Origin of the sequence: Microcoleus sp. N9_B4 (assembly GCF_036701635.1) — a bacterium.
Taxonomy (GTDB): domain Bacteria; phylum Cyanobacteriota; class Cyanobacteriia; order Cyanobacteriales; family Microcoleaceae; genus Microcoleus.
Genome location: NZ_JAUBRC010000057.1, coordinates 1 through 26,814 on the forward strand (window position 1 = coordinate 1; position 26,814 = coordinate 26,814).

The 26,814-nt window shown below is 46.4% G+C and carries 29 protein-coding genes; 19 read left to right on the forward strand and 10 right to left on the reverse strand.

The window, feature by feature from the left end; translation table 11 throughout:
• The first annotated feature begins 67 nt into the window (after positions 1-67).
• Positions 68-310, forward strand: a complete 243-nt coding sequence (locus QUA43_RS26560; RefSeq protein WP_333378009.1) for a hypothetical protein — start codon at positions 68-70, stop codon at positions 308-310.
• Here the strand turns inward: QUA43_RS26560 and QUA43_RS26565 are convergent.
• On the reverse strand, positions 192-509 hold the full coding sequence (locus QUA43_RS26565) for a hypothetical protein (RefSeq protein WP_333378104.1): 318 nt from the start codon (positions 507-509) through the stop codon (positions 192-194). The genes QUA43_RS26560 and QUA43_RS26565 overlap by 119 nt on opposite strands.
• Positions 479-1,018, reverse strand: coding sequence for a cyclic nucleotide-binding domain-containing protein (locus tag QUA43_RS26570; protein WP_333378012.1), 540 nt, complete (start codon positions 1,016-1,018; stop codon positions 479-481). Before QUA43_RS26570 ends, QUA43_RS26565 begins: the two co-directional genes overlap by 31 nt.
• Positions 1,019-1,165: 147 nt before the next feature.
• Here QUA43_RS26570 and QUA43_RS26575 point away from each other — a divergent pair, with 147 nt between their 5' ends.
• From QUA43_RS26575 to QUA43_RS26620, 10 genes are all read left to right on the forward strand, one after another.
• On the forward strand, positions 1,166-1,393 hold the full coding sequence (locus QUA43_RS26575) for a hypothetical protein (protein ID WP_333378015.1): 228 nt from the start codon (positions 1,166-1,168) through the stop codon (positions 1,391-1,393).
• Between the two features lie 354 nt (positions 1,394-1,747).
• A complete protein-coding gene (locus tag QUA43_RS26580; protein ID WP_333378019.1) occupies positions 1,748-2,785 on the forward strand; it encodes a hypothetical protein in 1,038 nt (345 codons plus the stop codon).
• Between the two features lie 490 nt (positions 2,786-3,275).
• Positions 3,276-3,539, forward strand: a complete 264-nt coding sequence (locus QUA43_RS26585) for a hypothetical protein (RefSeq protein ID WP_333378022.1) — start codon at positions 3,276-3,278, stop codon at positions 3,537-3,539.
• Positions 3,540-4,004 (forward strand): type II toxin-antitoxin system VapC family toxin, encoded by a 465-nt coding sequence (locus QUA43_RS26590; RefSeq protein WP_333378024.1) that lies wholly within the window; start codon positions 3,540-3,542, stop codon positions 4,002-4,004.
• A gap of 104 nt (positions 4,005-4,108) precedes the next feature.
• On the forward strand, positions 4,109-4,384 hold the full coding sequence (locus QUA43_RS26595; protein WP_333378027.1) for a hypothetical protein: 276 nt from the start codon (positions 4,109-4,111) through the stop codon (positions 4,382-4,384).
• Positions 4,377-4,718 carry a type II toxin-antitoxin system PemK/MazF family toxin gene (locus QUA43_RS26600; RefSeq protein WP_333378030.1) on the forward strand — a complete coding sequence of 114 codons (342 nt, stop codon included), beginning with the start codon at positions 4,377-4,379 and terminating at the stop codon, positions 4,716-4,718. The genes QUA43_RS26595 and QUA43_RS26600 overlap by 8 nt, the downstream gene beginning before the upstream one ends.
• Before the next feature lie 64 nt (positions 4,719-4,782).
• Positions 4,783-8,034 (forward strand): SMC family ATPase, encoded by a 3,252-nt coding sequence (locus QUA43_RS26605; protein ID WP_333378032.1) that lies wholly within the window; start codon positions 4,783-4,785, stop codon positions 8,032-8,034.
• A 368-nt stretch (positions 8,035-8,402) separates the two neighbouring features.
• The gene (locus QUA43_RS26610) at positions 8,403-11,711 is read left to right on the forward strand and encodes a PAS domain S-box protein (protein ID WP_333378035.1); all 3,309 of its coding nucleotides are present in this window, start codon (positions 8,403-8,405) and stop codon (positions 11,709-11,711) included.
• Positions 11,712-11,870: 159 nt separating this feature from the next.
• Entirely contained in the window at positions 11,871-13,745 is a 1,875-nt protein-coding gene (locus QUA43_RS26615; protein ID WP_333378037.1) for an adenylate/guanylate cyclase domain-containing protein, read from the forward strand.
• 120 nt (positions 13,746-13,865) lie between these two features.
• On the forward strand, positions 13,866-14,468 hold the full coding sequence (locus tag QUA43_RS26620; RefSeq protein ID WP_333378039.1) for a Uma2 family endonuclease: 603 nt from the start codon (positions 13,866-13,868) through the stop codon (positions 14,466-14,468).
• Positions 14,469-14,477: 9 nt separating this feature from the next.
• On the opposite strand, the gene QUA43_RS26625 is transcribed toward QUA43_RS26620, so the two are convergent.
• Positions 14,478-15,245, reverse strand: a complete 768-nt coding sequence (locus QUA43_RS26625) for a YebC/PmpR family DNA-binding transcriptional regulator (protein ID WP_333378041.1) — start codon at positions 15,243-15,245, stop codon at positions 14,478-14,480.
• A gap of 147 nt (positions 15,246-15,392) precedes the next feature.
• Complete coding sequence (locus QUA43_RS26630; protein ID WP_333378044.1) at positions 15,393-16,031, reverse strand: histidine phosphatase family protein; 639 nt, start codon at positions 16,029-16,031, stop codon at positions 15,393-15,395.
• Positions 16,032-16,094: 63 nt separating this feature from the next.
• On the opposite strand from QUA43_RS26630, the gene QUA43_RS26635 reads away from it, so the two are divergent.
• From QUA43_RS26635 to QUA43_RS26655, 5 genes are all read left to right on the forward strand, one after another.
• A complete protein-coding gene (locus QUA43_RS26635) occupies positions 16,095-16,367 on the forward strand; it encodes a BrnT family toxin (RefSeq protein WP_333378046.1) in 273 nt (90 codons plus the stop codon).
• Entirely contained in the window at positions 16,354-16,575 is a 222-nt protein-coding gene (locus QUA43_RS26640) for a hypothetical protein (protein WP_333378049.1), read from the forward strand. The genes QUA43_RS26635 and QUA43_RS26640 overlap by 14 nt, the downstream gene beginning before the upstream one ends.
• Positions 16,576-16,725: 150 nt before the next feature.
• Positions 16,726-17,025, forward strand: a complete 300-nt coding sequence (locus QUA43_RS26645; RefSeq protein WP_333378051.1) for a hypothetical protein — start codon at positions 16,726-16,728, stop codon at positions 17,023-17,025.
• A gap of 58 nt (positions 17,026-17,083) precedes the next feature.
• A complete protein-coding gene (locus QUA43_RS26650; RefSeq protein ID WP_242716968.1) occupies positions 17,084-17,338 on the forward strand; it encodes a hypothetical protein in 255 nt (84 codons plus the stop codon).
• Positions 17,335-17,673, forward strand: coding sequence for a type II toxin-antitoxin system RelE/ParE family toxin (locus tag QUA43_RS26655; protein WP_333378054.1), 339 nt, complete (start codon positions 17,335-17,337; stop codon positions 17,671-17,673). Before QUA43_RS26650 ends, QUA43_RS26655 begins: the two co-directional genes overlap by 4 nt.
• 71 nt (positions 17,674-17,744) lie before the next feature.
• Here the strand turns inward: QUA43_RS26655 and QUA43_RS26660 are convergent, their stop codons facing one another.
• A complete protein-coding gene (locus tag QUA43_RS26660; RefSeq protein WP_333378057.1) occupies positions 17,745-18,434 on the reverse strand; it encodes a class I SAM-dependent methyltransferase in 690 nt (229 codons plus the stop codon).
• Positions 18,435-18,767: 333 nt separating this feature from the next.
• Here QUA43_RS26660 and QUA43_RS26665 point away from each other — a divergent pair, with 333 nt between their 5' ends.
• Positions 18,768-20,630, forward strand: coding sequence for a polysaccharide biosynthesis/export family protein (locus QUA43_RS26665; protein WP_333378059.1), 1,863 nt, complete (start codon positions 18,768-18,770; stop codon positions 20,628-20,630).
• A 470-nt stretch (positions 20,631-21,100) separates the two neighbouring features.
• Here QUA43_RS26665 and larE read toward each other — a convergent pair whose 3' ends face one another.
• From larE to QUA43_RS26680, 3 genes are all read right to left on the reverse strand, one after another.
• Positions 21,101-21,928, reverse strand: a complete 828-nt coding sequence (gene larE / locus QUA43_RS26670; protein ID WP_333378062.1) for an ATP-dependent sacrificial sulfur transferase LarE — start codon at positions 21,926-21,928, stop codon at positions 21,101-21,103.
• A 20-nt stretch (positions 21,929-21,948) separates the two neighbouring features.
• On the reverse strand, positions 21,949-22,728 hold the full coding sequence (locus QUA43_RS26675; RefSeq protein WP_333378065.1) for a Uma2 family endonuclease: 780 nt from the start codon (positions 22,726-22,728) through the stop codon (positions 21,949-21,951).
• Positions 22,729-22,890: 162 nt separating this feature from the next.
• Complete coding sequence (locus QUA43_RS26680) at positions 22,891-23,664, reverse strand: ABC transporter permease (RefSeq protein ID WP_333378067.1); 774 nt, start codon at positions 23,662-23,664, stop codon at positions 22,891-22,893.
• Positions 23,665-23,702: 38 nt separating this feature from the next.
• Here QUA43_RS26680 and QUA43_RS26685 point away from each other — a divergent pair, with 38 nt between their 5' ends.
• A complete protein-coding gene (locus tag QUA43_RS26685) occupies positions 23,703-23,849 on the forward strand; it encodes a hypothetical protein (protein WP_333378070.1) in 147 nt (48 codons plus the stop codon).
• A gap of 11 nt (positions 23,850-23,860) precedes the next feature.
• Here the strand turns inward: QUA43_RS26685 and QUA43_RS26690 are convergent, their stop codons facing one another.
• Positions 23,861-24,859 carry a DUF5357 family protein gene (locus tag QUA43_RS26690; protein WP_333378073.1) on the reverse strand — a complete coding sequence of 333 codons (999 nt, stop codon included), beginning with the start codon at positions 24,857-24,859 and terminating at the stop codon, positions 23,861-23,863.
• 5 nt (positions 24,860-24,864) lie between these two features.
• Positions 24,865-25,383, reverse strand: coding sequence for a filament integrity protein FraC (fraC, locus tag QUA43_RS26695; RefSeq protein WP_333378076.1), 519 nt, complete (start codon positions 25,381-25,383; stop codon positions 24,865-24,867).
• A gap of 227 nt (positions 25,384-25,610) precedes the next feature.
• Here fraC and QUA43_RS26700 point away from each other — a divergent pair, with 227 nt between their 5' ends.
• Positions 25,611-26,744 (forward strand): cob(I)yrinic acid a,c-diamide adenosyltransferase, encoded by a 1,134-nt coding sequence (locus tag QUA43_RS26700; RefSeq protein WP_333162744.1) that lies wholly within the window; start codon positions 25,611-25,613, stop codon positions 26,742-26,744.
• Positions 26,745-26,814 lie beyond the last annotated feature (70 nt).

A 26,814-nucleotide genomic window follows, 5' to 3' on the forward strand; every position in this document is an offset into this window, starting at 1 on the left:
TCAACGGAAAAACTTTGGGGTTCCCACTTTTTACAACTGATAAAAAAATTCCACCCACATCTGCGGAATGTGGGTTATTCGGCGGGGCGATGTGGCTGCAGAAGTTATCGCTTTTGCGATCGAATCCGGCGCGAATCAAGTGGTAACTACCGAAAGTCCCAGTCCTCGGTTTCAGGATATTTGCCGGGAAATTAAGCGATCGCACCCAGTAGAAGTTTTGCCACCGGAAGCCTTTGTTCGCTACGATGGTTACATTGATTTGAAGCGTTTTTCTCGCTATTGGCGCGTCGCTGAAAAATATGTTTTCTAATTGTAATTGGAAATAGGAAATAGGAAATAGGAAATAGGAAATTGAAAAGAGGTGTTCTTTTCTCTTCTTCCCTCTTCCTTCTTCCTTCTTCCCTCTTCCTGAAATCCGTTACATCCGTTACATCCGTTACATCCGTTACAGAATCCGTTGCCGAACTTCCTTCTTCCTTCAACTCCTCTTCAAACGCTCCAACAGCCATTGAAATCTCGATGCCGCCAAATCTGGATTTTCGACATTTTGCGGGATGGCGTCCTCGTCGTGGGGATCTTGATATATTAAACCATCACTATCATCGCCGAAGCGTTTGACTGTACCCCGCAGTCTCGACGACAGAAATTTGGTAATCGCCCGATAAAACCGCAGGGAAAAAAGCACGTCTTGCTCTAGTTTTTCCGTTAGCAGCCGCCGGGGAATTGATAGGATGAGGCACTCTTCAATTGCCGTGACGCTAGCAGAAGGAAGTCTCCCGTCTACAAAAGACATTTCGCCCAGCACTTCCCCGGAAATAATTTTTCCAATTTCTTTGTCGCCCAAAGATGATACAGCAACGCTCAAAGTTCCCTCCAAAACTATGTACAGGGCGTCTAAGGGCTTACCTTCGGTGATCAGGGTTGTGCCGGGGAGGACTTGGGTGCGGGTGCCGTTGGCGAGCATCCAATCGATGTCGCGATCGCTCAATTCGCCTAATATAACTAGAACTTTGCTCATAAAGTCAGGTTGTGATGAGATAATTTGTATTTTTTACTTGTTTAGTTGCGTGCTGTTGTGAGATGGTCAGACCCTGAGCGAAAGCGAAGGCTAAACTTTACAAATAGAACACTAAATTTTACACAATTTTCATAATATTCAGTAATTTTGACACGATCGAGCCACAAATATTTCTCGGATCGGTGGTATTATTCTACATTAATTGTCATGGACTGTGCAGCAGCCGATCGCGTTGTTTTAACTGCACTTGCTTTGGACGGCGGGGCTGCCAAAACTGTTTTGAAAGCTTGTTGTCTCTTGGTTTCGAGCTGGTGCGCCCTCAAAAACCGGGTTTTTCCGGCGTGGCTGCGAGTGCAGCGCCCCCAAGTACAGTAGTGTAGAATGCAAGCCAAACGCGCGATCGACCCCTCAATTAAACAGGATTAAGGATGAAATCATCCCTAGGATTGATTTTTTGCCGATCGATCTGTAAATTAAAATTAGCCTCTAAACCCGCCGTCAGTTCTTAAATCTAATCAGCTTGAGAGTTGACTCTTCAACGGTTGAGTGCCAATCTAGGAACAACACAACTCATATTTGTGTCTTTTTTTAGCAAAGCTCTCGACTAGCGCCCTCAAACACTTACACTTTTAACACACGGTTCATTGAGGAGTTTCTATGAATAGTCTATTTTCCAAGTCTACTTTCGCGTTAATAAATCTTGCAGCTTTAGCTGTTTGTTGCAGTACCATGTCAGCGAAAGCTGAAACTGGCAACTTGCCCGATATCGGTACAACTGCAACAATCGCAGCTCAAAATATTGACCAAATTTCTGAGCCGACGGCAACTTCAGCAGTTAAACCCGACGCAGAAACAACGGCTAGTAATAAAAAAATTGATTCAATCAGTTGGAGCGAACTAACAGAAGTGGCAGAGCCAGCAGCCTCTGAACCAGCAGCCAACTTGCAAGTATCTCTGGCTGCACCCGAAAAATTGGAAGCAGCAACATCTGAAATTGCTGAGACAGAAACAGCGCAAAATACATCCATTGCTGCTGAGACCCAAAAGTCGGAAGAAACCGCTAAAATTGCTGATAATAGCGTCAAAGTGGAGTCAACTGTCGAGAATGCCAAAAAGAGCGATCGACCTACCTTAATTGTTGCCGAGAGCAATAATCTGGAAGTAACAGCAACGAAGGAAGAAAAAGAAGTCCAAACAGCAAAAGAAGTGTTGAGCAATCCTGTCAGCACTTCCGCCTCAGCTTTGACAAACCAACCGAAAGTTGCTGAAAAACCGGCAACTGTCTCGGAACCAACTGAAAAAGTAGCTCAAGGAACTCAAATCCGACCAGGCCGAGCTACCCGTTCTGGTCCGAGCTACATCGGCATTGGCGGCAATCTAGGTTTTGGCGGAGATTCAGCTTTAGGCGACGGTTCATTTGCGATTATTAGCAAAATCGGTTTGACGAACAATTTCTCGGTGAGACCGACTGTTTTGTTCCGTGACAACTTAGCTTTTCTAGTTCCTGTTACCTACGATTTTGTATCTCAAGAGACCGTCGAAGTCAGCGATGATTTTGTGATTACTGCTGCTCCTTATGCAGGTGCTGGCGTGCTAATTTCTACCGGCGATGACGGTACTTTTGGCTTCCTGCTTTCGGGGGGTGTAGATGTGCCGCTGTCGAGAAATTTTACAGCCACAGCGGGACTGAATATTGGTTTTGTTGACGGAGCTGAAGTGGGATTGTTAGTCGGTGTCGGCTATACGTTCCCGAATATTGCCCGTTAGTGTTGCTGTTTGAGCAAACGCAGGACAAATAAATAGGCGCGGGGTTGGCTGTAGGAATACAGTCAACCCTTTTTGATGATGGAAAATCTGCCTATGCGATCAATGTAGGGTTCGCCATAAGCACAGACCGATAATGTAGGGTTTGAAATCTTCGTAGAAACCAGGTTTCTTTACTCGTCCTGGACGCACAATCCCGATATAGCAATCCTAAATGATTATACTCGTTACCAGGCTCTGCCTGGTAACGCATATCCGGAGGCTCTGCCTCCATAGTCTGGGCCGAGGCAGAGCAAGAGTGACATCGGTTCCCAGGCAGAGCTTGGGAACCAGTTAACCAGTTATTGAAACTGATTTAGGATTGCTATAGGTGAAGGATAATAGGTCGTTTCAGCCATCAATCTAAGTCCAAAAAGCCGGAATATTCGTGACAGTGTGCAAGTCTGATAGTTGTATAATAGACAGACTAGCCAAGCGTAAAAAGTAGAATCCTATGCCGCAGGGAATCTTCAACAAAATCCTCAATCAGCTTGACACTCTGGAACTGCTAGAACTACAGCAACTAGAGCGCGCTATAGGGATATATCTGGCCCAGAAAGAACAAACTGCTCAACGGACAAAATTGCACCAAGCGCTGTTAACTTCTGGTTTAGTCAAAAAAATCAAGCATTCTTCTGGGAGTCAGCAAATAGAACGGCGACTAATTCAGGTACAGGGCAAGCCTGTTTCTGAGACAATTATTGAGGAACGCCGCTAGATGACAATTTATTTTGTAGATAGCAGTGCGCTGGTCAAACGCTACATTAATGAAATAGGTTCGGCATGGGTTTTTAGTTTGTGCGATTCTGCACTTAACAACGATATATTGATTGCTGCTATTACAAGTGTTGAAATTGTTGCTGCAATTACCAGAAGGTCGCGCGGCAGAAGTATCAATGCGACAGATGCTACAGCAGCGTGCAATCAGTTCAGGAGTGACATACAATCTGAGTATCAGGTTGTAGAATTCACCGAAAGCATTATTAACTCTGCAATGGCATTAGCTGAAACCTACGGATTGCGAGGCTATGATGCTGTGCAGCTAGCAACAGGCTGTGGCATAAATAACCTTTGCACAGCTAACAGTTTGCCTGCGATGACTTTTGTATCTGCTGACGGGGATCTGAATGCAGCAGCAACAAGTGAGGGTTTGATAGTTGAAAATCCCAACAACTACCCGTAAGGTCGCAAGCCCGTACAGTAAAAACCGCACAAATCTCGTTTGTAGCCGAGTATCGGGATGCTCTCGGATCGATCGTACTTTCTCACCAACCACCCGAAAAAACCGTGACCAAAACAGAAATCTTAGCAGCACTCAAAAATCTGACAGCAGAAGAACGCCTAGAAATCATCGAAACAGCTTCGCGGATGATGCGCGAAGAAATAGAAGAAAAAGCCCAGCGCAAAGCTGAGAGAAAACGCAGACTCAGAGCCGCAGCAGAAGCAGCAGTTCCTTTGTATGAACCAGGAGGGCCGCTGCACGATTTGTGGTCGCCCGACAGCGAACCGTATTTCGATTCAGAGGAAGAATACCTGAACGCAGGGGTAAAAACTAATGCGTAAGGGCGAAATTTGGCTCGTCAAACTAGATCCAACGGTGGGAGATGAAATCGGCAAAACTAGACCTGTTGTGGTTGTCAGCGATGATGAAGTGGGAAAGTTGCGGCTCAAAGTAATTGTTCCAATTACAGCATGGAACGATCTTTTTTCCCCGCTTGATTGGATGGTGCAGCTCGAACCGACCTCAGAAAATGGCTTGGCGAAACTCTCCGCCGCCGATACTTTTCAAGTCCGTTCCGTCTCCCAACAAAGATTTGTCCGACAACTCGGAACCTTGTCCGAGACAATTATGGAAGAAATTGCAGAAGCACTGACAATTGTTCTGGATCTAGATTGAATAACTAGGCAACAGCGTACAAATAGTGTTATTTATAGATAGATTGTATGGCGCGATGGCCTAAATGATTCCTATACAACTTACACTCAAAAATTTTCTCAGCTATCGCGAAGCTGCTTTAGACTTTCGCGGCCTGCACACCGCTTGCATTTGCGGGCCTAACGGTGCTGGCAAATCCTCCCTCTTAGAAGCCATATCCTGGGCACTTTGGGGCTGTTGTCGCAGCGATACTGAAGACGATATCATCCATATCGGCGAAACGGATGTGCGCGTTGATTTCACTTTCTCTACCGGCGGCCAAATCTACCGGGTGATTCGCAACCGCCGACGCGGACAATCGGGAAGTTTGGAATTTCAAGTAGCAACAAACCCCCCCTTCCCCCCCCTTGGTAAGGGGGGGCCACAAGAAGTGAATTCTTCCCTTGGTAAGGGGGGGCCACAAGAAGTGAATTATTCCCTTGGTAAAGAGGAACCCGAAGAAGTAAATTCTTCTCCCCCTCTTAGTAAGGGGGGGGCGGGGGGGGTGAATTTTCGCACGCTCACAGACAAAGGTCTGAGAACAACTCAGCAAAAAATCCTCGAACACATCAAACTAGATTACGATACTTTCATCAACTCGGCGTATTTGCGGCAGGGGCGAGCTGATGAATTTATGCTCAAAAAGCCGATCGAACGCAAACAAGTTTTAGCCAACCTGCTCAAACTCGACTCCTACGATACTTTATCCGACCAAGCCAAGGATACCTCCAAACAATTTAAAGCTCAAGTCGAAGTGCTCAAACAGAGTTTGCTAACCGTACAAGAGCAACTGCAACAAAAAGAGACGATCGCCTCCGAACAAACTCAATTGCAGCAAGCAACCGATTTGCTTCAGCAGCAGCAGCAAGCCGACACAACCGAGTTACAGCAACTGCAACTCCAGCACCACAACCGTCAAACTTGGCAAAAACTCCTCGCCGGCCACCAGCAACAGCACTACAATATCACTCAAGAATGCCGCCGCTTGCAGCAAGAACTCAGCGCAGCCAAACAGCAGCAAAATGAGCTACAAGCCCTTCTAGGGCAAGAAAATGAAATAACAGCAGGCATCGCGTATTTCCACAGCTTGCAAGCCACAGAAGAGACTCTGGCGGGGAAATTCAAGGCTAACCAACAAGCCCAAAATCAGCGCCAACAATTGCAAGAACAGCAGCGGCAAGAACTGAGCTTTTTGCAAAGCAAAATTCAGCAGTTGCAAGCTCAATTAGAGGTTTTAGAACAGGATGAAAAAGATGTTCTGGAAATTCTCAAACAGCAGCCGGAGGTTGACAAAGGACTCGCACAGTTGCAAGCAGTTCGATCGCGCCTCAACGAACTAGAGCAACTGCAACTGCAAGTTTCGCCGCTGCTACAACAGCAGCAGCAAAAGCAACAAAAGCTCGATCGCGCCCGCGCCGGTTTAACCGCCCGCTTAGAGGAAATCAACCGACAGGTGCAAGTTCAGCAGCAGCAGCGACAACCGCGATTACAGGAGGAAATCTCGGCCATCGCCAATCAAATTTTGCAGTTGGAAAACAAGCGAGTTTATCAGCAGCGAGTCCGCGAAAAAGGTCAAGAAAGGCACGACTTTCTCGGAAACCTGCAAGCCAAAAGCCGCGACTATCAAACCAGACTCGCTGAGATCGACCAAAAACTGCAACTGCTGCGGAAACATGAAGGAGAAAAAACCGCAGGCGAAGGTAAAGCCTCGAATTTTGCGGAAAACGAGCCATCGAATTCGCATTTAATGGTGCGGGATGCAAATTTTGGCAATTGTCCTTTGTGCGATCGACCTTTAGACGAACACTACTGGAATTTGGTAGTCACAAAACACCACTCCCAACAGCAGGAAATCTGGAACCAACTGTGGGTTGTGCGCGAACAGTTGGCCGTCTCCGAGCGCGAAATTCAAGTTCTCAGACATGAATACCGCGAACTAGAAGAGGAATTAGCGCCCTACCAAGAATTGCGGGAACGCCGCAGCCATTTGCAAGCACAATTAGATAGCCTGGGTCAAGATGAAAACCGACTGCAAAGTATGCGTCAAGACGCTGCAGAAATAGAGCGGTTGCTACGCACTGGCGAGTATGCAGCCGATGATTTGGGCGAACTCCAGCAAATCGAACAGCAACTGCAACAGCTCAATTATAGCGATCGCAGCCACTCCCTCGCCCGCAGCGATGAAAAGCGCTTGCGGTGGGCGGAAATTAAGCAAGCTCAAATCAAAGACGCTCAGCAGAAACTGAATAAAATTAATGCCCGTCGCCCGGATTTGCAAACTCAATTAGCTACAGTACAGCAACAGTTAGAACAGCAAAAAAACAGCTCGGAAATACAGCAGCAAATTCTGTCTTTAGATAGATACATTGCAGAAATTGGCTATAATTTGGAACAGCACGAACACGTCCGCAGCGAAATGCGCCGATCGCAGTTTTGGATCGCCCGCGCCGAAAAATTGCGATCGGCAACTGTGCAGTATCCGCAAGTGCAGCAGCGCGTTAATGAAATAGCAAATTCCATCGCTGTGCGCGATCGAGATTTGCAAGCTGTCAGCGCTCAAACTTCCGCGATGAACCAGCAATTGCAAGAACATCCCGATCCCACAGCCCGCATAAGTGCGATCGAACAACAAATCAGTCGCCGCCGCCAGCAGCTAGACCAACATTTGGGAAGTCTCGGACGCCTCCAGCAGCAGCAGCAAAATCTGGAAAATCTGCAAGTTCAGCTAGTAGCTCAAAAAGAGCAAATGCAAGTTGCCAAACGCCAGCAGCGAGTTTATCAAGAGTTGGGTCAAGCCTTTGGTAAAAACGGTATTCAAGCTTTAATGATTGAAAATGTTTTGCCTCAACTAGAAGCTGAAACCAATCAGATATTGTCCAGATTGAGCGCCAATCAATTGCACGTTCAATTTATTACTCAGCGGGCTGCTGCTTCTAAAAAAGCAACTAAATTGATTGACACTTTAGACATTTTAATTGCTGATGCTCGCGGTACTCGCGCCTACGAAACTTACTCTGGCGGTGAAGCTTTTCGGATTAATTTTGCGATTCGGCTGGCGCTGGCTAGACTGCTGTCTCAGCGGGCGGGTACGGCTTTGCAAATGTTGATTATTGATGAGGGATTTGGGACTCAGGATGCTGAAGGGTGCGATCGGCTGATTGCTGCAATTAATGCGATCGCCTCCGACTTCGCCTGCATTCTCACCGTTACCCATATGCCCCACCTGAAAGAAGCTTTTCAAGCCAGGATTGAAGTAAGCAAAACTGCTCAGGGTTCTTGCATCAGCTTATCAATTTAAAAGGGTTGGCGAGCCGGATGGAAGGTGGAGAAGAAAAAAGTTGAAAATATCAGTATTTTCACCTTCTATTTTCTTGTCGGCTTCGGTATTTTCACCTTCTGTTTTCTGGATAAATGCGGAATGCCTTCGCTTATACTGCTTTCAAACAAGAAGGCAACAGTATGCCCGCGCTCCAAACTATGATGGAATAAGTTATTGCCAATCTAAAATCTAAAATGTATTGCTCGTCTCCCCCGCCGGCTGTTTTTGCCTGCTGACTTTGTTAACAAGGCTAAATTAAAAATAAGATCATAGAATAAGAATGGCTCAAGCTATTGATAATTTTGTATTTTTCTGTCCGCTCCTCGGGAGTTTGGATCTTGCCACCGATGACAACAGACTCTTTCCACCTGTCTCTCCTAGAGCGGGCGATCGCAGCGTCGAGCAACAGCATCCTCATCGCGGATGCTACTAGACCTGACACACCTATTATCTACTGCAATCCTGCTTTTGAGAAACTGACAGGTTACAGTGCCGAAGAAGTTATTGGACGCAACTGCCGATTTTTGCAGGGCCCCGATACCGATAGCGCCGAATTAGACAAACTCCGCAGCAGTTTGCGATCGGGAACAGAAATTCAGGTAGTTCTCAAAAATTATCGCAAAGACAAAACTCCTTTTTGGAACGAATTAATGGTTTCCCCCATCCTAGACAATGAGGGAAAATTAACTCATTTTATCGGAGTTCAGAACGATATTAGCAAAAGAGTAGCAGCCGAAACAGCCAGGGAAGAAAGCGAAGAAAGATTGCGCGTCATCGCCAGTACAACTCCCGTTCCCCTGTTAATTACGCGCCTAGAAGACAGCGTTATTTTGTATGCAAATCCTGCTCTTGGTGAAAGTTTAGGTTTAAGTTCCGAACAACTTATCGGAAGCAAAAAAAATGAAATTTATGCCAATATCAACGACAACATTCAATTGCTAGAATTAGTCAAACAAAACGGCTTTAGCGACCGCGAAGAAATCTGCCTCAAGAAAGCAAATGGCAGTTTTTTTTGGGTAAAAATGTCGATGCGAGCGATTAATTTTAATGGCGAAGCCGCAATTTTATCGGCATTTTACGATATTACCGATCGCCTAGAAGCAGAAACAGCACTACGGCAAAGCGAAGCGAGGTTTCAAAAACTAGCCGCCAACCTTCCGGGAATGATTTATCAATTTCAGTTAGCAGCAGACGGCACTGTGTCATTCCCCTACGTCAGTTCCGGCTGCCGCGAACTCTACGAATTAGAACCAGAGGTACTCCAAAATTCAGCTATTCCCGCGATCGAAATGCTTCATCCAGAGGATGTGCAAAACTTCCACGAATCTTTTGCCATCTCAGCTAAAACTTTAGAGCCTTGGCGGTGGGAAGGCAGATTAGTTTTCCCGGGCGATCGGATTAAGTGGATTAGCTGGGCTTCTCGACCAGAACGGGGCAAAAAAAATGACATTATTTGGGACGGCTTGTTGATTGACATTAGCGCTCGCAAACTTGCAGAATCAGCACTGCGACAAAGCGAAGCCAGATTCCTAAAAATGGCCGCCAATGTGCCGGGAATGATTTATCAATACTTGCTGCGTCCCGACGGTTTTGATGAATTCATTTATGTCAGTTCCGGCTGTTGGGAACTCTACGAATTAGATCCAGAAAAAGTTCAAAGAAACTCCGCTTTAATGTGGTCAGCGGTGCATCCAGAAGACCTAAAACCCCTGTTAGAATCAGTCGCAATTTCAGGGCAAACTTTACAACCTTGGAAATATGAAGGGCGGATCATAACCCGATCGGGAAAACTGAAATGGATTCGCGGCATCGCCCGCCCCGAACTGCAACCGAGCGGCGATATACTTTGGGAGGGGGTGACAATCGACATCAGCGATCGCAAACTAGCAGAAATCGCCCTCAGCGAGTCAAAAATCGCCCTACTGCAAGTCAATCAAGAACTTGAAAAGCGCGTTCTAGAACGCACGGAAGCCTTGCAAACATCCCAAAAAATGTTGTGGTCGGTAATCAACAACATCCCTCAGTTAATCGCCTGGAAAGATCGAGATTTAGTTTACTTGGGAGGCAACAAAAACTTTGCCAAAGTCGCAGGTTTTAATCACCCCAGTGAAATCGTCGGTCTCACCGACTTCGATATGCCCTGGAAGCCCGAAAAAACAGAATTTTTTCGAGCCTGCGACCGCCGCATCATGGCAACCAACACCCCAGAATATCACATCATAGAATCTAAAATGCAAGCCGACGGCACCCAGTGCTGTCTGGATACAAATAAAATACCTTTACACGACAATTCCGGCAATGTTGTCGGTATTTTATCTACGTTTGAAGACATCACCGATAGGCTTTCCCTAGCAGCTAAAGTCCGGGCCAGCGAGGAACTATTTCGCACAATTTTTGAAGATGCACCCATTGCTATCTACTTAGCTAATTTAGATGATAACAAGTTAGTGCGAGTCAATAAAACTTACTGCGAAATGCTGGGATATACCGCCGCAGAATTGCTCGCCAAAACATTTATTGAACTTGGGCATCCCGAAGATTCTCCCAAAAATATCCAAGTTGCTCATTCTCTTGAGCAGGGAGAAATTAATAGCTATCAAATCGAACTCCGCCAGATTGCAGCTACAGGTAAAATTGTTTGGGTAAACGTGACAGCTACTTTGATTCGAGACGGCGAAGGAAAACCTCTTTATCAGTTAGGGATGATTGAAAATATAACCAATCGCAAAATTTCCGCCGCCGCACTCCAAGCTTCCGAATCTCAATTAAGAAAACAAGCAGCTCAATTGCAAGAAGCCTACGAACAGCTACAAAACGCTCAAATCCAATTAGTTCAATCAGAAAAAATGTCGAGCCTCGGCCAGATGGTGGCTGGGATAGCCCACGAAATCAACAATCCAGCAACTTTTATTAACGGTAATATTTCTCACACATACAACTATTTTCAGGATTTAATAGAACTCTTGAATCTCTACCAGGAATGCTACCCGTCCCCAGTTCCTCAGATTGCTGAAAAAGTTAAGGACTTAGAGTTAGATTTTCTGAAGGAAGACTTGCCAAAAATGCTAAAATCCATGAGAGTAGGAGTAGAAAGAATCAGTAAAATTGTGTTATCGCTGCGGAACTTTTCGCGGCTGGATGAATCAGAAATGAAGTTGGTAGACGTTCATGAAGGAATTGACAGCACACTGTTAATTTTGCAGCACAGATTGCATCAGGCAAGTAGAAAAAGCCGGATTGAAATTATTAAAGAATACGGAAAAATATCAAAAATTTACTGTTGTGCGGGGCAGTTAAACCAGGTATTTCTCAATATTATTGGCAATGCGATCGACGCTCTAGAAAACCAACCGCAACCTCGGACGATCGTGATTCGCACCCTCATCAAAAAAGCCGGGTTGAAAAGTCATAGTAATAGCAACCTCAGTCAGTGCGATCGCATTGTAATTTGCATCGCCGACAGTGGCCCGGGAATGAGCGAAGAGGTTCGCAAGCGGCTATTTGACCCCTTTTTCACCACCAAGCCCGTAGGCTCTGGAACTGGTTTAGGATTATCCATCAGCCATCAAATTGTGGTAGAAAAACATAAGGGAAGCCTGCGGTGCATCTCAGCGCCCGGACAGGGAGCGGAATTCTGGATTGAAATCCCCTGCTGAGCGATCGTCCATTAATCTAAAAGTTTAAATATCTAACTTTTAATTCCCAATTGCCGTCGGTGCTTGAGTTATCAGGGTTTTGAATTAACCGCACTCAGAGGCCGGAACAAATCGCACTCAGCGGTGTGCTAATCTGCTGCCCTTATTCGCTAGGCAATTATGCTGAAAAAACTACCTTTATCCTGGTCTCGCTACATTCCAGCCGGGTTGACGCTGGGTTTTGGTGTCGGACTATCGCTTCTGACTTTCGCCTTGGTTTGGAACTGGGAAGACAAGCGCCGCGACTACGAAATGCACCGCCGCATTGACGATATTTCGATCGGCATCGAACGCCAGCTCAACTCCGACTTAGATAGTGTTCTCGCCCTCAGCGACTACATGAAAGCCTTCAGCACCGTCGAGCGTTCCTCTTTTGCCCGGTTTGTCGCCCGTCCCCTATCCGTCCACCCCAGCCTGCAACTCCTGGCTTGGGCCCCCCGCGTCCCCAATTCCGAGCGGCGCAACTACGAAACCAAAGCTAGAACCGAAACCGACCCCAGCTTCGAGATTACAGAGCGCGGCCCGCGAGGAGAACTCCGCAAGGCCCTCCAGCGTTCCGAATACTTCCCGGCTTTCTACGTCGAACCACCAGCCGGAAACGAGACAGCATTAGGCTTTGACCTCGCCTCCCACCCAGAAATCCGCGCTGCGCTCGATCGAGGACGCGATACTGGAGAAATGATTGTCACCAACTACATCGGCTTAACTCAGGGCAATTCCCCGGAACAGGGTCTTTTAGCCATAGTTCCGATTTACGAAAACAGCAGTAAACCGACTACTCTGGAATCCCGTCGCCAACTGCTACAAGGATTTGTTCTGGGCGTATTTCGAGGCAAAGATATTTTCCAAACCTCTTTAAAAGGACGCAATACCGAATACCTCAATATTTATCTCGTTAGCGAGGCTCCAGACAAGCAAGAAGCAGCGTCGCTGTTACCCCAAACGGGGAACCCGGTTCTCAAAAATCTGCCTGCTAACGGACAAATTCAGCAATTTGCGGTGCAGTTCCAATCCGCGACCCAACAAGTGCTTCCAGCATCAGCCGCTGTTGACCGAGCCCTGATGCAAAACTGCCCGATTCTGGACAATCCAGGCCCGAAATATACAGCTTGCAGAAGGCGGCTGAAAATTAGTGGCCGCCAGTGGTCTATGTACGTGTCGGCAACGCCGGAAATTCGCAGGATTCGCAAGCACTGGCGCTCTTGGGGAACTCTGACGATGGGGATGCTGTGGACTCTGATTCCGGTGACATATATGCTGACATCTTTGAGCCGCACCGCCCAAATCGAAAAGCTAGCCGGAGAAAGAATTCGCCAAGCCGAACAGTTGCAGGCTGCTTACCTACAGTTGGAACTCGAACAAGCTAAATCCGAGCAATTGCTGCTGAACGTTTTGCCCGCAGCGATCGCCCTGCGTTTGAAGGACAATGAACACAATATCGCCGAAAGTTATGCGGAAGTAACTGTGATGTTTGCCGACATTGTGGGGTTTACAGAGCTTTCGTCGAGAATTTCAGCGACGGCGGTGGTGGAAGTGCTCAACGATATTTTTTCGGCTTTTGACCACTTGGCCGATCGCCACGGTTTGGAGAAAATTAAGACTATTGGTGACGCTTACATGGTTGTTGGCGGTTTGCCTACACCCCGAAAGGATCACGCCGAGGCGGTTGCGAACATGGCGATCGATATGCTGCATGAAATTAGGCTCCTGAGTTTAGAACATTCTGAACCTTTCAGCATTCGGATTGGGATTAGCAGTGGCCCTGTCGTTGCCGGCGTGATCGGCTTAAAAAAGTTTATTTACGACCTCTGGGGCGACACAGTAAATATTGCTTCGCGCATGGAATCTCACGGGATTACCGGCTGCATTCAAGTCACCGCCGAAACTTACGAGATATTAAAAGATAAATATACTTTTCAGAAGCGCGGCGCTATTCAAGTTAAGGGCAAGGGATACATGGTTACTTATTTACTGACTGGGAAAAAAGATTATTGACTCAGCCCAAAAACGGATACAAGCCTCCGAATCCCCGATCAACTAAGACTTGCGATCGCCAAGCTAAGATATGATAAGCTCAAGGTATTCTATCACCCCTGCACCAACTGAGGAAAAACCATGACGACGCTGCTAATTCAAACCGAAAGCGTCCCACTGACGGTCAATTTCCCTGCGATCCAATCGATGACTGTTGAACAGTTCTATGAATTCTGCATAGTTAATCGCGATTTGAGAATTGAGCGTACTGCCAGTGGGGAAGTCATTATCATGTCACCAGCTTTTTCAGATACAGGGAATCGAAACGGTAAGATTTTTCAGCAACTTGCAAACTGGGCAGAAGAAGATGGCACAGGTGAAACGTTTGACTCCAGTGCAGGCTTTACCTTGCCGAATGGAGCAACCCGATCTCCCGATGCCTCATGGATTAAACTAGAGCGCTGGAATGCCTTAACTGAAGAACAAAAAGCCTCATTCGCACCGATTTGTCCAGACTTTGTGATTGAATTGCGGTCTGCTAGTGACACTCTCAAGGGATTGCAAAACAAGATGCAAGAATATATTGAGAACGGTGTATCGCTCGGCTTTTTGCTCGATCGCAAAAACAGAAAAGTCTACATCTACCGTCCCGATCGCGAACCTGAAATCTTAGATAATCCTGAAACAGTCAGCGCAGATCCAGAGTTACCGGGATTTGTCTTGCGGATGGCCAAAATCTGGTGATTTAGAGCATTAAACCATACTCAAAGACATCAATTCATCTGTCATTTCAAAATTAGCCGTCACACTTTGCACGTCGTCCAAATCTTCCAGTGCATCCATTAACTTCAAGAGCGATCGAGCTTTTTCAGGAGTGTCTATTTCCACTGTATTGCTCGGAATCCAGCGAGTTTCCGACTGCAAAACAGCAAAACTTTTTTGTTTCAAAACATCAGCCAAGTGTTCCAAATTAGCCACGCTTGTAAATACCTCTGCACCTTCAGTATCCTCATCAATTAATATCAAATCATAAGATTCGGCAGCCGCCTCTAGCGACGCTTCAAACAATTGTTCCTCATCAATCGGGCCGCGTACAGTACAAACTCCTTTGTTGTCAAACATCCAGCCCACACAACCAGTTTCGCCCAGGTTGCCGCCATTTTTAGTAAAAGCTTCTCGCAAGTCAGCCGCTGTGCGGTTGCGATTGTCTGTCAGCGCTTCAATCAGAATAGCAACCCCGCCAACGCCGTAACCTTCGTAGCGAATAGCTTCTAATTCCGAACTTCCCCCGGCCAAGCCCGCACCTTTGGCGATCGCCCTTTCTATGTTTTCATTAGGAATATCCGCCGCCTTGGCTTTTTCAATAGCCGTCCGCAGTTGAAAATTGCCAGCGGGATCGGGAACTCCGCTGCGGGCCGCGACAATAATTTCGCGAGATATTCTAGCAAAAACCTTGCCTTTAACGGCATCAACTCTAGCTTTTTGGCGTTTAATATTCGCCCACTTACTGTGTCCAGCCATACCGATTTGAGATTTTCGATTTAAAATGTGCGATCGAGATTAAACAATAACACCCAGATTCTCACAGATCAGATTAACGTAGGGTGCGCCCGGTCGCGCACCTTACACACATAGCATAAAATGCGATTTTTCGCACGAATCTCAACTTTAATTAAACCGGATAACGGCTTCAGAGTCAGTCAGGTGAGAAGTATCGCCATTAAGTGCGATCGACCATTCTCCCTCACCCCGCACCACTTTTACCAAACAGCACAGAGAAGCATTAATTTCCGTTTCCGCACCGCCCGCCAGCCCGATCGCAGTGCCTAAAACCGACGCACCGTGACCTACTAATAACATATCTTCGGGAAACTCAGCCGCGAGGCGTTTAGCAGTTTCCCCCGCCCTTTTAAAACAAGCTTCCACGGTTTCGGGATAATTAGCAATAGCGCCTTTGTAGGAAGCATCAATCCGGGGAAAACGCTTGCACAAAGCTTCGACGGACTCAGTTTCCGGCATTTCTGTCATCCATTCAGGATTTAGCCATTCGCACAGTCCCCACTCTAGTTTAATTGACAAATCTAGAGCTTCAGCCGCGTGATTTGCTGTTTGGACAGTTCGCAGAAAAGGGGAAGCAAAAATATGAGAAATTCCTTCACCTTTGAGGCGATTTGCGAGTTGTTTAGCTTGAATGTGACCGTCTTCGGAAAGGTGGGGATCGTAGCGGTGTTCTGCGGTGAGAAACCAGTCCGGGTTAACGAAGTCGATGCGGTTTCCGTGTCGTGCGATCCAGACTGTTTGTTGCATGAGTTGGTTTGAGTTTGGCTTCTTGATGTAATATTATATCAAAGATGCTGATTTGGGATCTTTATGAAATTCGAGTGGGATGAAAACAAGGCTGCGGTAAATTTGTCCAAGCATGGGATCTCATTTGAGGAAGCCAGAACGGTTTTTGACGATCGCCTCTACGTCGATTTCTACGATCCAGATCACTCTGATGAAGAAGATCGCTATATTATTGTTGGAGAGTCCCAGCAAGGTAATTTATTGATAGTGTCGTATACAGAAAGAGCAGATTTTATTCGTTTGATTAGCGCCCGAAAAGTAACACGAGTGGAGCGAGAAGTTTATGAAGAAGGATGAAACAGGGATGGACGATGAGCTGCGGTCGGAATATGATTTGAGTAAGTTGCGTGTAAGAAGGGTAGGATCTGGACGAAAGACCTTTGGTGGTGTAAATATTCGTTTAGAACCGGATGTGGCAGAGATGTTTCCCGATTCTGAAGCAGTAAATGAAGCTCTGCGGTTTTTGATTAGAATTACTAAAGAAAACGTAGTGTCGGAGAAATAAGCTCGTCCCTCTATCCGTGCGGCAGTTTTTTCAAGCATCCACTCTAACATGGATTTAAAAATTATCAAAAATATGCTGAAACTGTGCGTTATCGTGTCCACAACTATTTGACACTGCGCTAAAATTAAATCAGTCACTCTCTATTGTCCAATGGCTCAATCTATAAAGCAACTCCACGCCCAAATTCAAGCCATGCCCAGCGATTCGGTTAAGGCGATCGTGCTTTCATGGCTGAATCAGTCCAACGGTAATCTCAGCGACTTTGAACAATCGCAGAAATTGCCGAGGAAACGGAGGGATATCAGTGGGGAGAAATTGACACAGCAAATGAGTTTCAAACTCTCAGCGAAGAACAAACGATCGCAAACAGTCTCGCAGCCTTGCAAGATTACCAGACAAACAAGACAGGTATTTCGGGCGATCGGGTTAAGCAATGGGCAGATAGTTTAGGAAGCGATCGTTTTGGCTACCTATGCCAAAATAAAGTTAACCATTCATCATAACTTTTATGACTCTTACACTCACCTTACCCCCCCAAATCGAAGCACTGCTGCGCCAACGGGCGGAAAGTACAGGACAAGATATAACCAGCGTTACCCTAGCTGTTATCGCGTTCGGACTTAGCTTTGATGAAAGCGATTTCTTCGAGGCATTAGAAGGGATTCAACGCGGACTTGATGACTTCGATCGGGGTCAGTTTTCTACTCTGGAAGAGTTTGTCGATAGACAAAACCAGAAATACGGACTTTCTTTGGAAGCATGATTTATCGCATTGACTTTTCCAGTACAGCTCAATCTGAAGCTGATGCAGCGTTTCTGAATTTTTCCCAATTCACGACTCCCGATCGCGCTCAAGCATGGTATCAGGGTTTGATTAAAGCGATTTCCTCACTGAAAGAAATGCCGCGTCGTTGTGTTTTAGCCCGTGAAAACGCGTTTTTCAGCCAAGAGATTCGCCAGCTTCTGTATGGAAGTGGTAAAACCACGTATCGCATACTCTTCACTATTTTTGACGATCAACCCATACCAACGGTGAGGATTATCCACATTCGCCATGCAGTCCAGCGTGCGATTGGCGAACCCCAAGATGAGGCATGACCTTATGCTTAGCTTATCTAATTTTTTTGAAATAAGCGATCGCAAATTGCCATGCCCTCCGCAGCCGCGAATTACATTCGCCCCCTAACTCGCAGCATCTTATTCCCGCCTTTTTGAAACTCGTAGGGAGCCTCTTGAATTTCTACACTAAAACTTCTCTTTTTCAATTCTGTGAGAATCGGATTTAAGTGATCGGATTCCTCGCCGCTAAAACTCTGCAATAGAGGGAATACTCGGACTTCCCTCGCAACCCGACACATTTCTGTAATTGCTGACCGATGAAAATCTTCCGAAAGCAGGTGAGAATAAGCAAATAAGAAATGGCTGCACAAAGCTAAATCGAATTGACCGTTCTCGAAAGGCAAAACTGGCAGCTCAGCATTCAGGTAGCGGCCTTGCTGCAAGCCTGATGGAAAATCTTCTAAAAATTCCTGCATCGCCTTCATTCGCACTTCGCCTAGCTGGTACGGCGATTCAAAATTGTTCCACAGGTAGCCGTCTAAATTGGCTTTAACACCGTCAATCACAGTTTGATATGTTTCTTGGATGCGATCGCCAATTTCCACCGCAGTAAACTGATAAACTGGATCGCAAGAAATTACCTTTTTACCTTGGCGAGTCATTTCGGCATTGAAACTCGCCGGGCCGCCTGCACAATCAAGAATTGCTAGCTTGAGGTCACTTGAGGTCAAGCTAAACATTCCTATGTATTCATCCAAGCAGCGCCCCCAGGGAATTACTTTATCCAATTTTAGTGACACTTGTCTTTGTCCTGCAGAGAGAATTATTTAACATTTTACCTCAAATTAGGGTGGTTTTTTCCTATCTCCTTTCTGTGGCGGGTTGATTTGTATCGCGAGTTATGTATGAAGAATTTTGCTCAAACGAGAGCCTAATCATGAGAACAGTTGGCGGGCTTTACACTTTCTTTACAAAAAAGGGGCAAAATAGTTAAGTGCGATCGCACAATTTTTATGCTTCCACCTGTGGATTTTGCAGCGAAGCGAGGCTACACTGGACAGCAGGGAAAATAAACTAAAATCAACTAGCTAAATTGCTCTTGTTCATTGCCAGGCGGCAACCAGGGAAGAAAGATGAAACATACCGTTCAAACCGCTACAAGTCTGAGTTTGTCAGCACTCCTGGTGCTATTGAGTTCTCTGCCCAGTAGAGCTCAGTTGCCTGCCGTCAGAAATCCTGCGCCTGCTAGGAACCCAAACCAACCGAGAGTACCGCCGCCACCTCCGGGTTCGAGTTTGCCGCCGATCGGCAATTCTGGTTCGCTGACACAAGAAGCAGCTTATACTTTAGGGTCGGGCGATCGCATTGCTTTAGAGATATTCGGCGTCCCTGAATTCAGCAAGGAATATCAAGTGTTAGTTGACGGGACGCTCAATTTGCCAATCATTCGTAGCGTCTCAATTCAAGGGTTGACGCTGGAACAAGCCGCTAACGTAATTACCAGGCGATACGAACCCTTCATCAATGTTCCCGTTGTTACCGTGACTCTGATGGTCGCTCGCCCCCTAAATATAGGTCTTGCGGGTGAAATTACTCGTCCGGGTTCCTACAAGATTAATCCCACTAGAGAAGGAGGAGGAGTAAAATTCCCAACTTTGATGGAAATGCTGCAACTTGCACAAGGGGTGACATCAGCAGGAGATATGCGAAATGTTCAAATTCGCCGTCCCCGTAGAGGCGGGCCGGAGCAAGTTACTAATGTTGATTTGCAGGATTTTTTAGACACGGGAAATTTGCGTCAAGATGTCACCATTCGAGATGGAGATACAATTTTTGTACCGACAGCAAGTGCCCTCAATACTCAAGAAGTTCGTCAAAGAGCCAGTGCTAATTTTTCCGCTGATATTACTAAACCAATTGGGGTAGTAATTGTCGGGGAAGTAAACCGGCCGGGGCCTTATACTGTATTTGCTTCGGATGTGCGATCGAGCAACCAACAAACCGAGTTGAGTTTTGTATCTATCGACCAACAGCAAGGAGCAGTTGTGGGCTTACCAACAATAACTAGAGCACTGAAAATTGCTGGTGGTATCACTACAGAAGCTGACATTCGCCGCGTGCAAATCCGCCGCCGAGTCAGAGGTAGCAATGAACAAACTATCATGGTAAATCTGTGGGATTTGCTGCAAAAAGGCGACGCAACTCAAGATATTTTGCTGCAAGAAGGAGATAGCGTAATTATCCCGACAGCAGCTACTGTAGACTTAGCTGAAGTTTCTCAAGTCGCAAATAGCAGTTTTTCTCCAAACGCGATTAGCATCAATATTGTAGGAGAAGTAATTAGACCTGGGGCTTTGCAGGTGCGGCCTAGTACATCCCTGCACCAAGCTTTACTGACGGCAGGCAGTTTCAATCAATTGCGGGCTAAAAAAGACAAGGTAGAACTATTGCGATTGAACCCCAACGGTACTGTTTCTCGCCGCACGATCGAGGTGGATTTTGCTCAAGGGTTGAATCCTAATAATAACCCCACTCTCCGCAACGACGATGTGATTCTGGTAGCGCGATCGGGCTATGCTAGGGTAGCAGACAATATCAACAGTTTCGTGCAGCCGATCGCCGGAGTGGCAACTGGGATCAGCGCTGTTAGCGGCGTTTTTACTGGGTTTCAAGCAACTATCAACGCTTTTGAAAACTTATTTTTGGGAGGGGATTTCGAGCGGCGAAATCAGATCAGACAGCTTCGCGAACAACGTCAAGACAGACAAGAGCAACGTGAAGACCGGTTGCTAGAAAGAGAGCAACAACGTCAAGATAGATTGGAACAAGCAGAAGACAGAAGACTGCAACTTGAAGACAGAAGACTGCAGCTTGAAGACAGACAGCGGCAAATAGATCTTGAGAATCGGCAAATTCAAATCCAGGAGCAGCAACTTCTGCTCGATAATCAGCAGCAGCAAATGCAGCCACAGCAAATTCAGCCAACTACTCCTTGATCAGACTCGGGCGTTGAAAGTTAGCCACCCTCTTTATGAATCGGCGGTTGAAACCGCTGCATAGAGTCAAACGAAGTCCACGTGGACTAAGAAATAAAGAGGGTATTAAACCCGGATTTGCTATTACATCGCACATCCAAAATCTACGGCAAACTTCCTAGGCGTTGCTGATTTACGGTATGAAACGCTAAATATGACCGTCATAGAAACGAGTATCCACAAAGCTTTTGGATTTTAAAGTTATTTTTTTCATACCCTGATTAAGCAATGCCACTTTGAGATTGCTTCACTGAGTTCGTTGGGCGACAGAAATACGTTACTTTTGCGTAAGTCCTGTAATCCTAACAATTCGAGCCTTGAAAGCTATAAGTTGCTACATCAAAGGTAAAGGTTCGATGGACATTGTTCCCCTTTGTCCATGTCCCAAACTACATCTATCATGAGAAAATTTTTGTATTCGGGAAAATTAATCAACCTTTTGCCTGCAACAACTGCGACTGCAAAACCTGATTTAATTTGCCGCTGCGAAACCCCTCCAAATCCAAAGTCGCGTACACAAAACCAAACTCCTGAAACACCGCCACCAATGCAGGCAAATCCGTATTTAGCACAAACTCCTGAATCTCCTCTGCGGGTAACTCAATGCGCGCCGTATCTCCGTCCGATCGCACTCGCAAATTTTTCAGTCCCAACTGTCGCAAATACCGTTCAGCGCGCCCCACTCTTTGCAACTTTCCCACGGTGATTTCTTCGCCGTATGGAAAGCGCGAACTAAGACAAGGTTGAGCCGGTTTGTCCCACCAAGGCAAACCCAATTCTTTTGCCAACTGCCGCACTTCCAATTTAGTCATGCCTACTTCTGCTAAAGGCGATCGCGCGCCGCGTTCCTTTGCAGCCTGAATTCCGGGACGGTAATCCTTCAAATCGTCACCATTAACCCCATCAACCACATAAGGATAACCCTTTGCTAGTGCTAGGGGTTTCAAAGTATCGTGCAGTTCGCTTTTGCAGAAATAGCAGCGGTTAACCGGGTTAGAAGTGTAATTTGGATTTGCCATTTCCTGAGTTTCTACTTCCTGGTGGGCAATCCCAATTTCTGCTGCTTGAATCCGTGCATCTTCTAAATCTTCGGGCAGTAAAGACGGGGAAACAGCCGTCACTGCCAAAGCGCGATCGCCCAACACATCAAAAGCGATTTTTGCCACCAAAGTGCTGTCAATTCCGCCGGAGTAGGCAATCAAAGCCCGTTCCATTTGTGCGAAAATATTTTTTAATTCTTCGAGTTTTTCTACTAACATGATTTCAACTTTTATTACTGCTATTCTGGATCGATACCGAGGGCTGCCAATCGACCCAAAAGCTCTTGATTTCGCTGTCTTTCCTGTTCCAGCAGCGTTTCGGCTAACTCTTTGTCTTGCTGTTGGCGATCGGCCCGCTGGCGTTCATTTTCTGCCCTTTCTTCCGGCCACAACAGCAGTTCTCCGCCCGCCGTCCACCAGCGCAGCCAATATCCCGTTCTACCTTCGCGAGTGCCCTGCCAAACGCCCAAAAATAGATTTAATCCAGGTATTAAATAACGGCTGTTTTCATCAGGATTTTGATTGTCATAACGGTCTGATTCTAGCGCATAAACTTCTATGCTGCCTGTATGCGGTCGAAAAATGACATAGCGAGGAACTTTGATTACTTGTTCGTAAAAAAAACACTTACCGATTTCTTCTGTGTGTTCAACAGAGTATTCATCGCCGTAAGTAGCTGAGAGAAATTTCATCACTACAAAAGGCACTGTTCCTTCGGTATGAGGCGTGTAACTGCGGCGGGGATAGTTGTGGGGCCAAGGTTGAACCGGCTGGACGTACATCCAGTCTGGGGCTTTGCAAATAGTGCGATCGTCCACAGCAGCACACAAAGCAAAATTAGAAACTATTAGTGCGTCTTGCATTAGTTCCGGGGAATCCACTATAGACTGGCGCAAACCGTTAGCTAGCAAGGGATGGTCTATATCGTCTACAGGGTCGTCTGGTAGGATGAAATCATCGGGTAGCAGCGGCCAAGTAATCTTGAGCTGCGATATCGGTTTGTGAATTATAGTAGTCATAAGTCACCTCATTTTACCAATAAAAATTTTAGTTTTAGTCGAAATTGGCGATCGATAACCTTCTCTATATCTTAGCGTGCTAATTCGATAATAAAATTTGTTTGTAGTGAGGACTTTAGTCTTCCCTACAAACAATTACCCTGAAGGTGCGGAATGCGCCTTTTAAAATTCCCGGCGGGAAAATATGGCGATCGCAATTGACAGCAGCAGCACCACATACAGCAAACCGTAGCCAGCATCTGTAATCAAACCCGCTAAGTAAGGAACTTGTCCGTAAACAGCATCATTTCTCAAATTGAATCTGGCTAAATCCGGCAAAACCAGATAAAGTCCCATCATCAATTGTTCAAGGCCAGGATTTTTAGTTAACTTGCCCAAAGCCACTAAATCCCGCGTCGAATGTCCCATCAAATAAACGCCAAATGTCAGTAAAGTTGCCAGCAGCGAACTGCTAAAAACCCCAAATAAAATCCCGACACCAGCCATCAGACACAGCTCAAACCAGATAAACAGCGAAGCGATTAAAATGCTTTCCAAAGGGAAAGGAATCCGGCTCAAACTCAGAATAGCCAGATAGATAACAGTCATTGCTGTTACAAGCACCGCCAGCACCGCCGACAGTCCTAAGTGCTTGCCCACAATTAACTCAGCCCGACTTATCGGCTTAGCAACTAACAGGTAAACAGTACGTTTTTCAATTTCTTTGTTGACCAGTCCGGTAGCCACAAAGACTGTGGCAATTAAACCGAGAATGCTCATAGCAGCCAAACCGACATCTAAAATAATTTTCTTCTCGGTTGTCGCCGCCAATTCCGGTATCAACCGTACCGAGGCGCCCATCAACAGAGCAAAAATAATAATTAAGTAAAGGATGCGATCGCGAATTACTTCCCAAAATACATTGGTCGCGACTGTCAAGATTCTTCTCAAATTCATCTAGTTATTAACCCACTGGAAACTTTCGCCATACTTTAGTGTCAGGAAGAAGGAAGAAGGAAGAAGGAAGAAGGAAGAAGGAAGAAGGAAGAGGGAAGAAAGAGGATTTTTTCCATCTCAGACTCTCAGACTCTCCCACTTTCAGACTCTCCCACTCTCCCGCTATACCGATCGCAATTAGTTAACAGAGACAGAATCAAACTTGACTGTCCCCCGCCGTTCCATCTTTTTTCTGTCCGGGTTGAGAGCGTTTGATGGCATCGCAGGTTACAGTCGCCCTATTGGCTATCTCGAACACCTCGCAAGATTTCGTAAACGAATATATTTCCGGTCTAAAAACCAATCCCAGCCAAGTTGCCTGCATCTCTAACTGATAGCGGGACTCTCCTTGGACGATCGCAGTTTTGACATCCCACCTCGCATCTTCTGCGACTACCCCAGTTGTTTTTAACGCTTGATTCCGCAGAAAAAATCGCTCGTTGTCAATATCTATTAACATTTGCTCTACTTGCGCCCACGGTTTTGTGCGGGCTTCATTTCGCAGGTATCGCTCCATTTCATTGAGGATAACAACTCCTCGGGAGCGATTAATAGTTGGCCGTTGAAATGTCACCACATAATCGCTTTGCCTTAAATCCTGAGATAAAACGCTCGGATACTGTTGTATCCAACCTTGAATTAAAAAGTGAAAAGCAAACCAACAGGAAAACAGCATGTGAACTAGAGTAATCATCAAAAACTGAGGGCGCACCAACGACCTGATACCTTCCCGTTTTGACTCGCTCTTCCAAATCTCTATTGTAGCAAGAACTGCTACTGCTATCAGTGGGCCAGCTATCCATGCTATTTCCTTCCTATCCGACGGCAATCTTATCAGTAACCACAAGCCAATTAAGATGCTTGTCACCCACGGACTCAGACTTACTCCTTTAATCACAAAAGGTTGCTGGCTGGTCAGCAAACCCATTGAAAGTGTAAAAAATAACCAACTCATATCAAAAAGCAGAGTTCTCGTCCGCCAGTCAGTGACTGCCGCCACTGTCAGCAAAGCTAAAAAGATGCTGAGTAGTAAAGGAGTCTTCCAGTGAACAACTTTAGGCGGAATCATCGCCTTTTGGATTTTTTTATTGGTTTCCCAAAGGTTGTTCGTCAGCTTAGTGAGTTGCTGAGTGGCATCAAAAAATTGCTTCATCATAAATTTCAATAGACGCTTTGCAAAAACAACACGGTTAAAATAACGAGATTGCTAACAGTGTGGGCGATTAAAATTCCCCCAAACTGGGTAGTTACTTGAAAAGTTTTTTGGGGAGGACGGCGGGTGAGGGTTGGAGGCCCTAAAAACTGAGGTTTGGAAGCTTTTTTATTGCCGGAAACCATGTTGTCTATGAATTCTAATCCCTGCCATTTAGCTACAAATGTTACTGCTAATACTGAGAGTGCTATCATAGTTATTGGAGCGTAAACATTATCCCCACGTCCTAATAAAATATAACCGATAAGCTGTTCCCGCAATTCTTTGCTAAGAACGCTTTCAATGCCGAAGAAAACTAACCAGCCTACGCAAGTGCAAGATAGATTGAGGATGGCTGTATATTCAATGCTGGTTTTGGGGCCGAGTTTAAGTAGTTTTTGCAAAAACCACGATTCAATCGCGATCGCCAAAAACATAATTAAAATTTGTACCAAAACAGTCCGAAATGGGAAAACACTCGCAATCATAAGCCTTTAGGTATATCAGTCCGTGTTAAATTTTAATTGTACAGCACAAACGGAATAATCTTAACCGGAGGTTTGAACCCCTGATTGCGTTAGATCGTTGCTTAAAAGATTGGGGGTTAGAACTTATCGTATAATCTGTTGAGATCCGCCAACAGAATGGAAAAATTAAACATTCAAGGCGCGCGATCGAATACCCACCCCGCTACAGACTCAAATAACTGCTGATTATGGTAAGGAATGGCATTGGTATTCGGACAGCCTCATCCCGCTCGGAACGCGCCGCGGGTCAGATTCACGTCTACGACGGCGCTGGTAAAGGCAAGTCTCAGGCAGCTTTGGGAGTAGTGTTGCGCTCGATCGGGCTGGGTATCAATTCTGACTCGCCCACGCGAGTCTTGTTGCTGCGCTTTCTCAAAGGCCCCGGCCGCTCCTACGACGAAGACGGGGCAATAGAAGCCTTGCAACGGGCATTTCCGCACTTGATCGACCAAGTGCGAACCGGCAGAGCCGAATATTTTGGGGCCGAAGCAATCACCCGCTTCGATCGTGCAGAAGCTCAGCGCGGCTGGGATATCGCCAAAGGAGCGATCGCCAGCGAGCTCTATTCCGTCGTGGTACTAGACGAACTAAACCCCGTATTGGACTTGGGTTTGCTGCCAGTTGACGAAGTAGTCCAAACCCTCAAAAACAAACCAGAATATTTAGAAGTCATCGCCACAGGCCGAGCGGCCCCGGAAGCTTTGCTGGAGATTGCCGACTTACACTCAGAAATGAAGCCCCACTATCACCCCGCAGCGGCAGATCATCATATTTCCGGTATCGAAATATACACTGGAGCGGGGAAAGGCAAGTCTACGAGCGCTTTGGGCAAAGCTTTGCAGGCAATAGGTAGGGGTATCAGTCAAGACCAATCTCACCGGGTGTTAATCGTGCAATGGCTCAAAGGTGGCAGCGGTTATACAGAAGATGCGGCGATCGCAGCTTTGCGGCAAAGCTACCCACAGCTAGTAGATCACCAGCGGTGCGGCCGAGATGCTATAGTTTGGCGGGGGCAACAGCAAGAGCTAGACTGCATCGAAGCAGAACGCGGCTGGGAAATCGCCAAATGTGCGATCGCCAGCGGCTGGTACAAAACGATTATTCTCGACGAACTCAATCCCACAGTAGACTTAGAACTGCTGCCGGTAGAGCCGATCGTCGAAGCCCTGCTACGCAAGCCGCGGGATACAGAAATTATTATCACCGGGCGCTGCCACAAACCCCACGCTTACTTTGACTTGGCAAGCGTACACTCCGAGGTATACTGTCACAAACACTACGGCGATCGGGGCGTAGAACTAAAGCGGGGCGTAGACTTTTAAAGCCCGGAGCGGTACCCAGTTCAATCCCGGCCAGAATTATTAAATGACGGCCCTGCCTGGAAAACCGGAA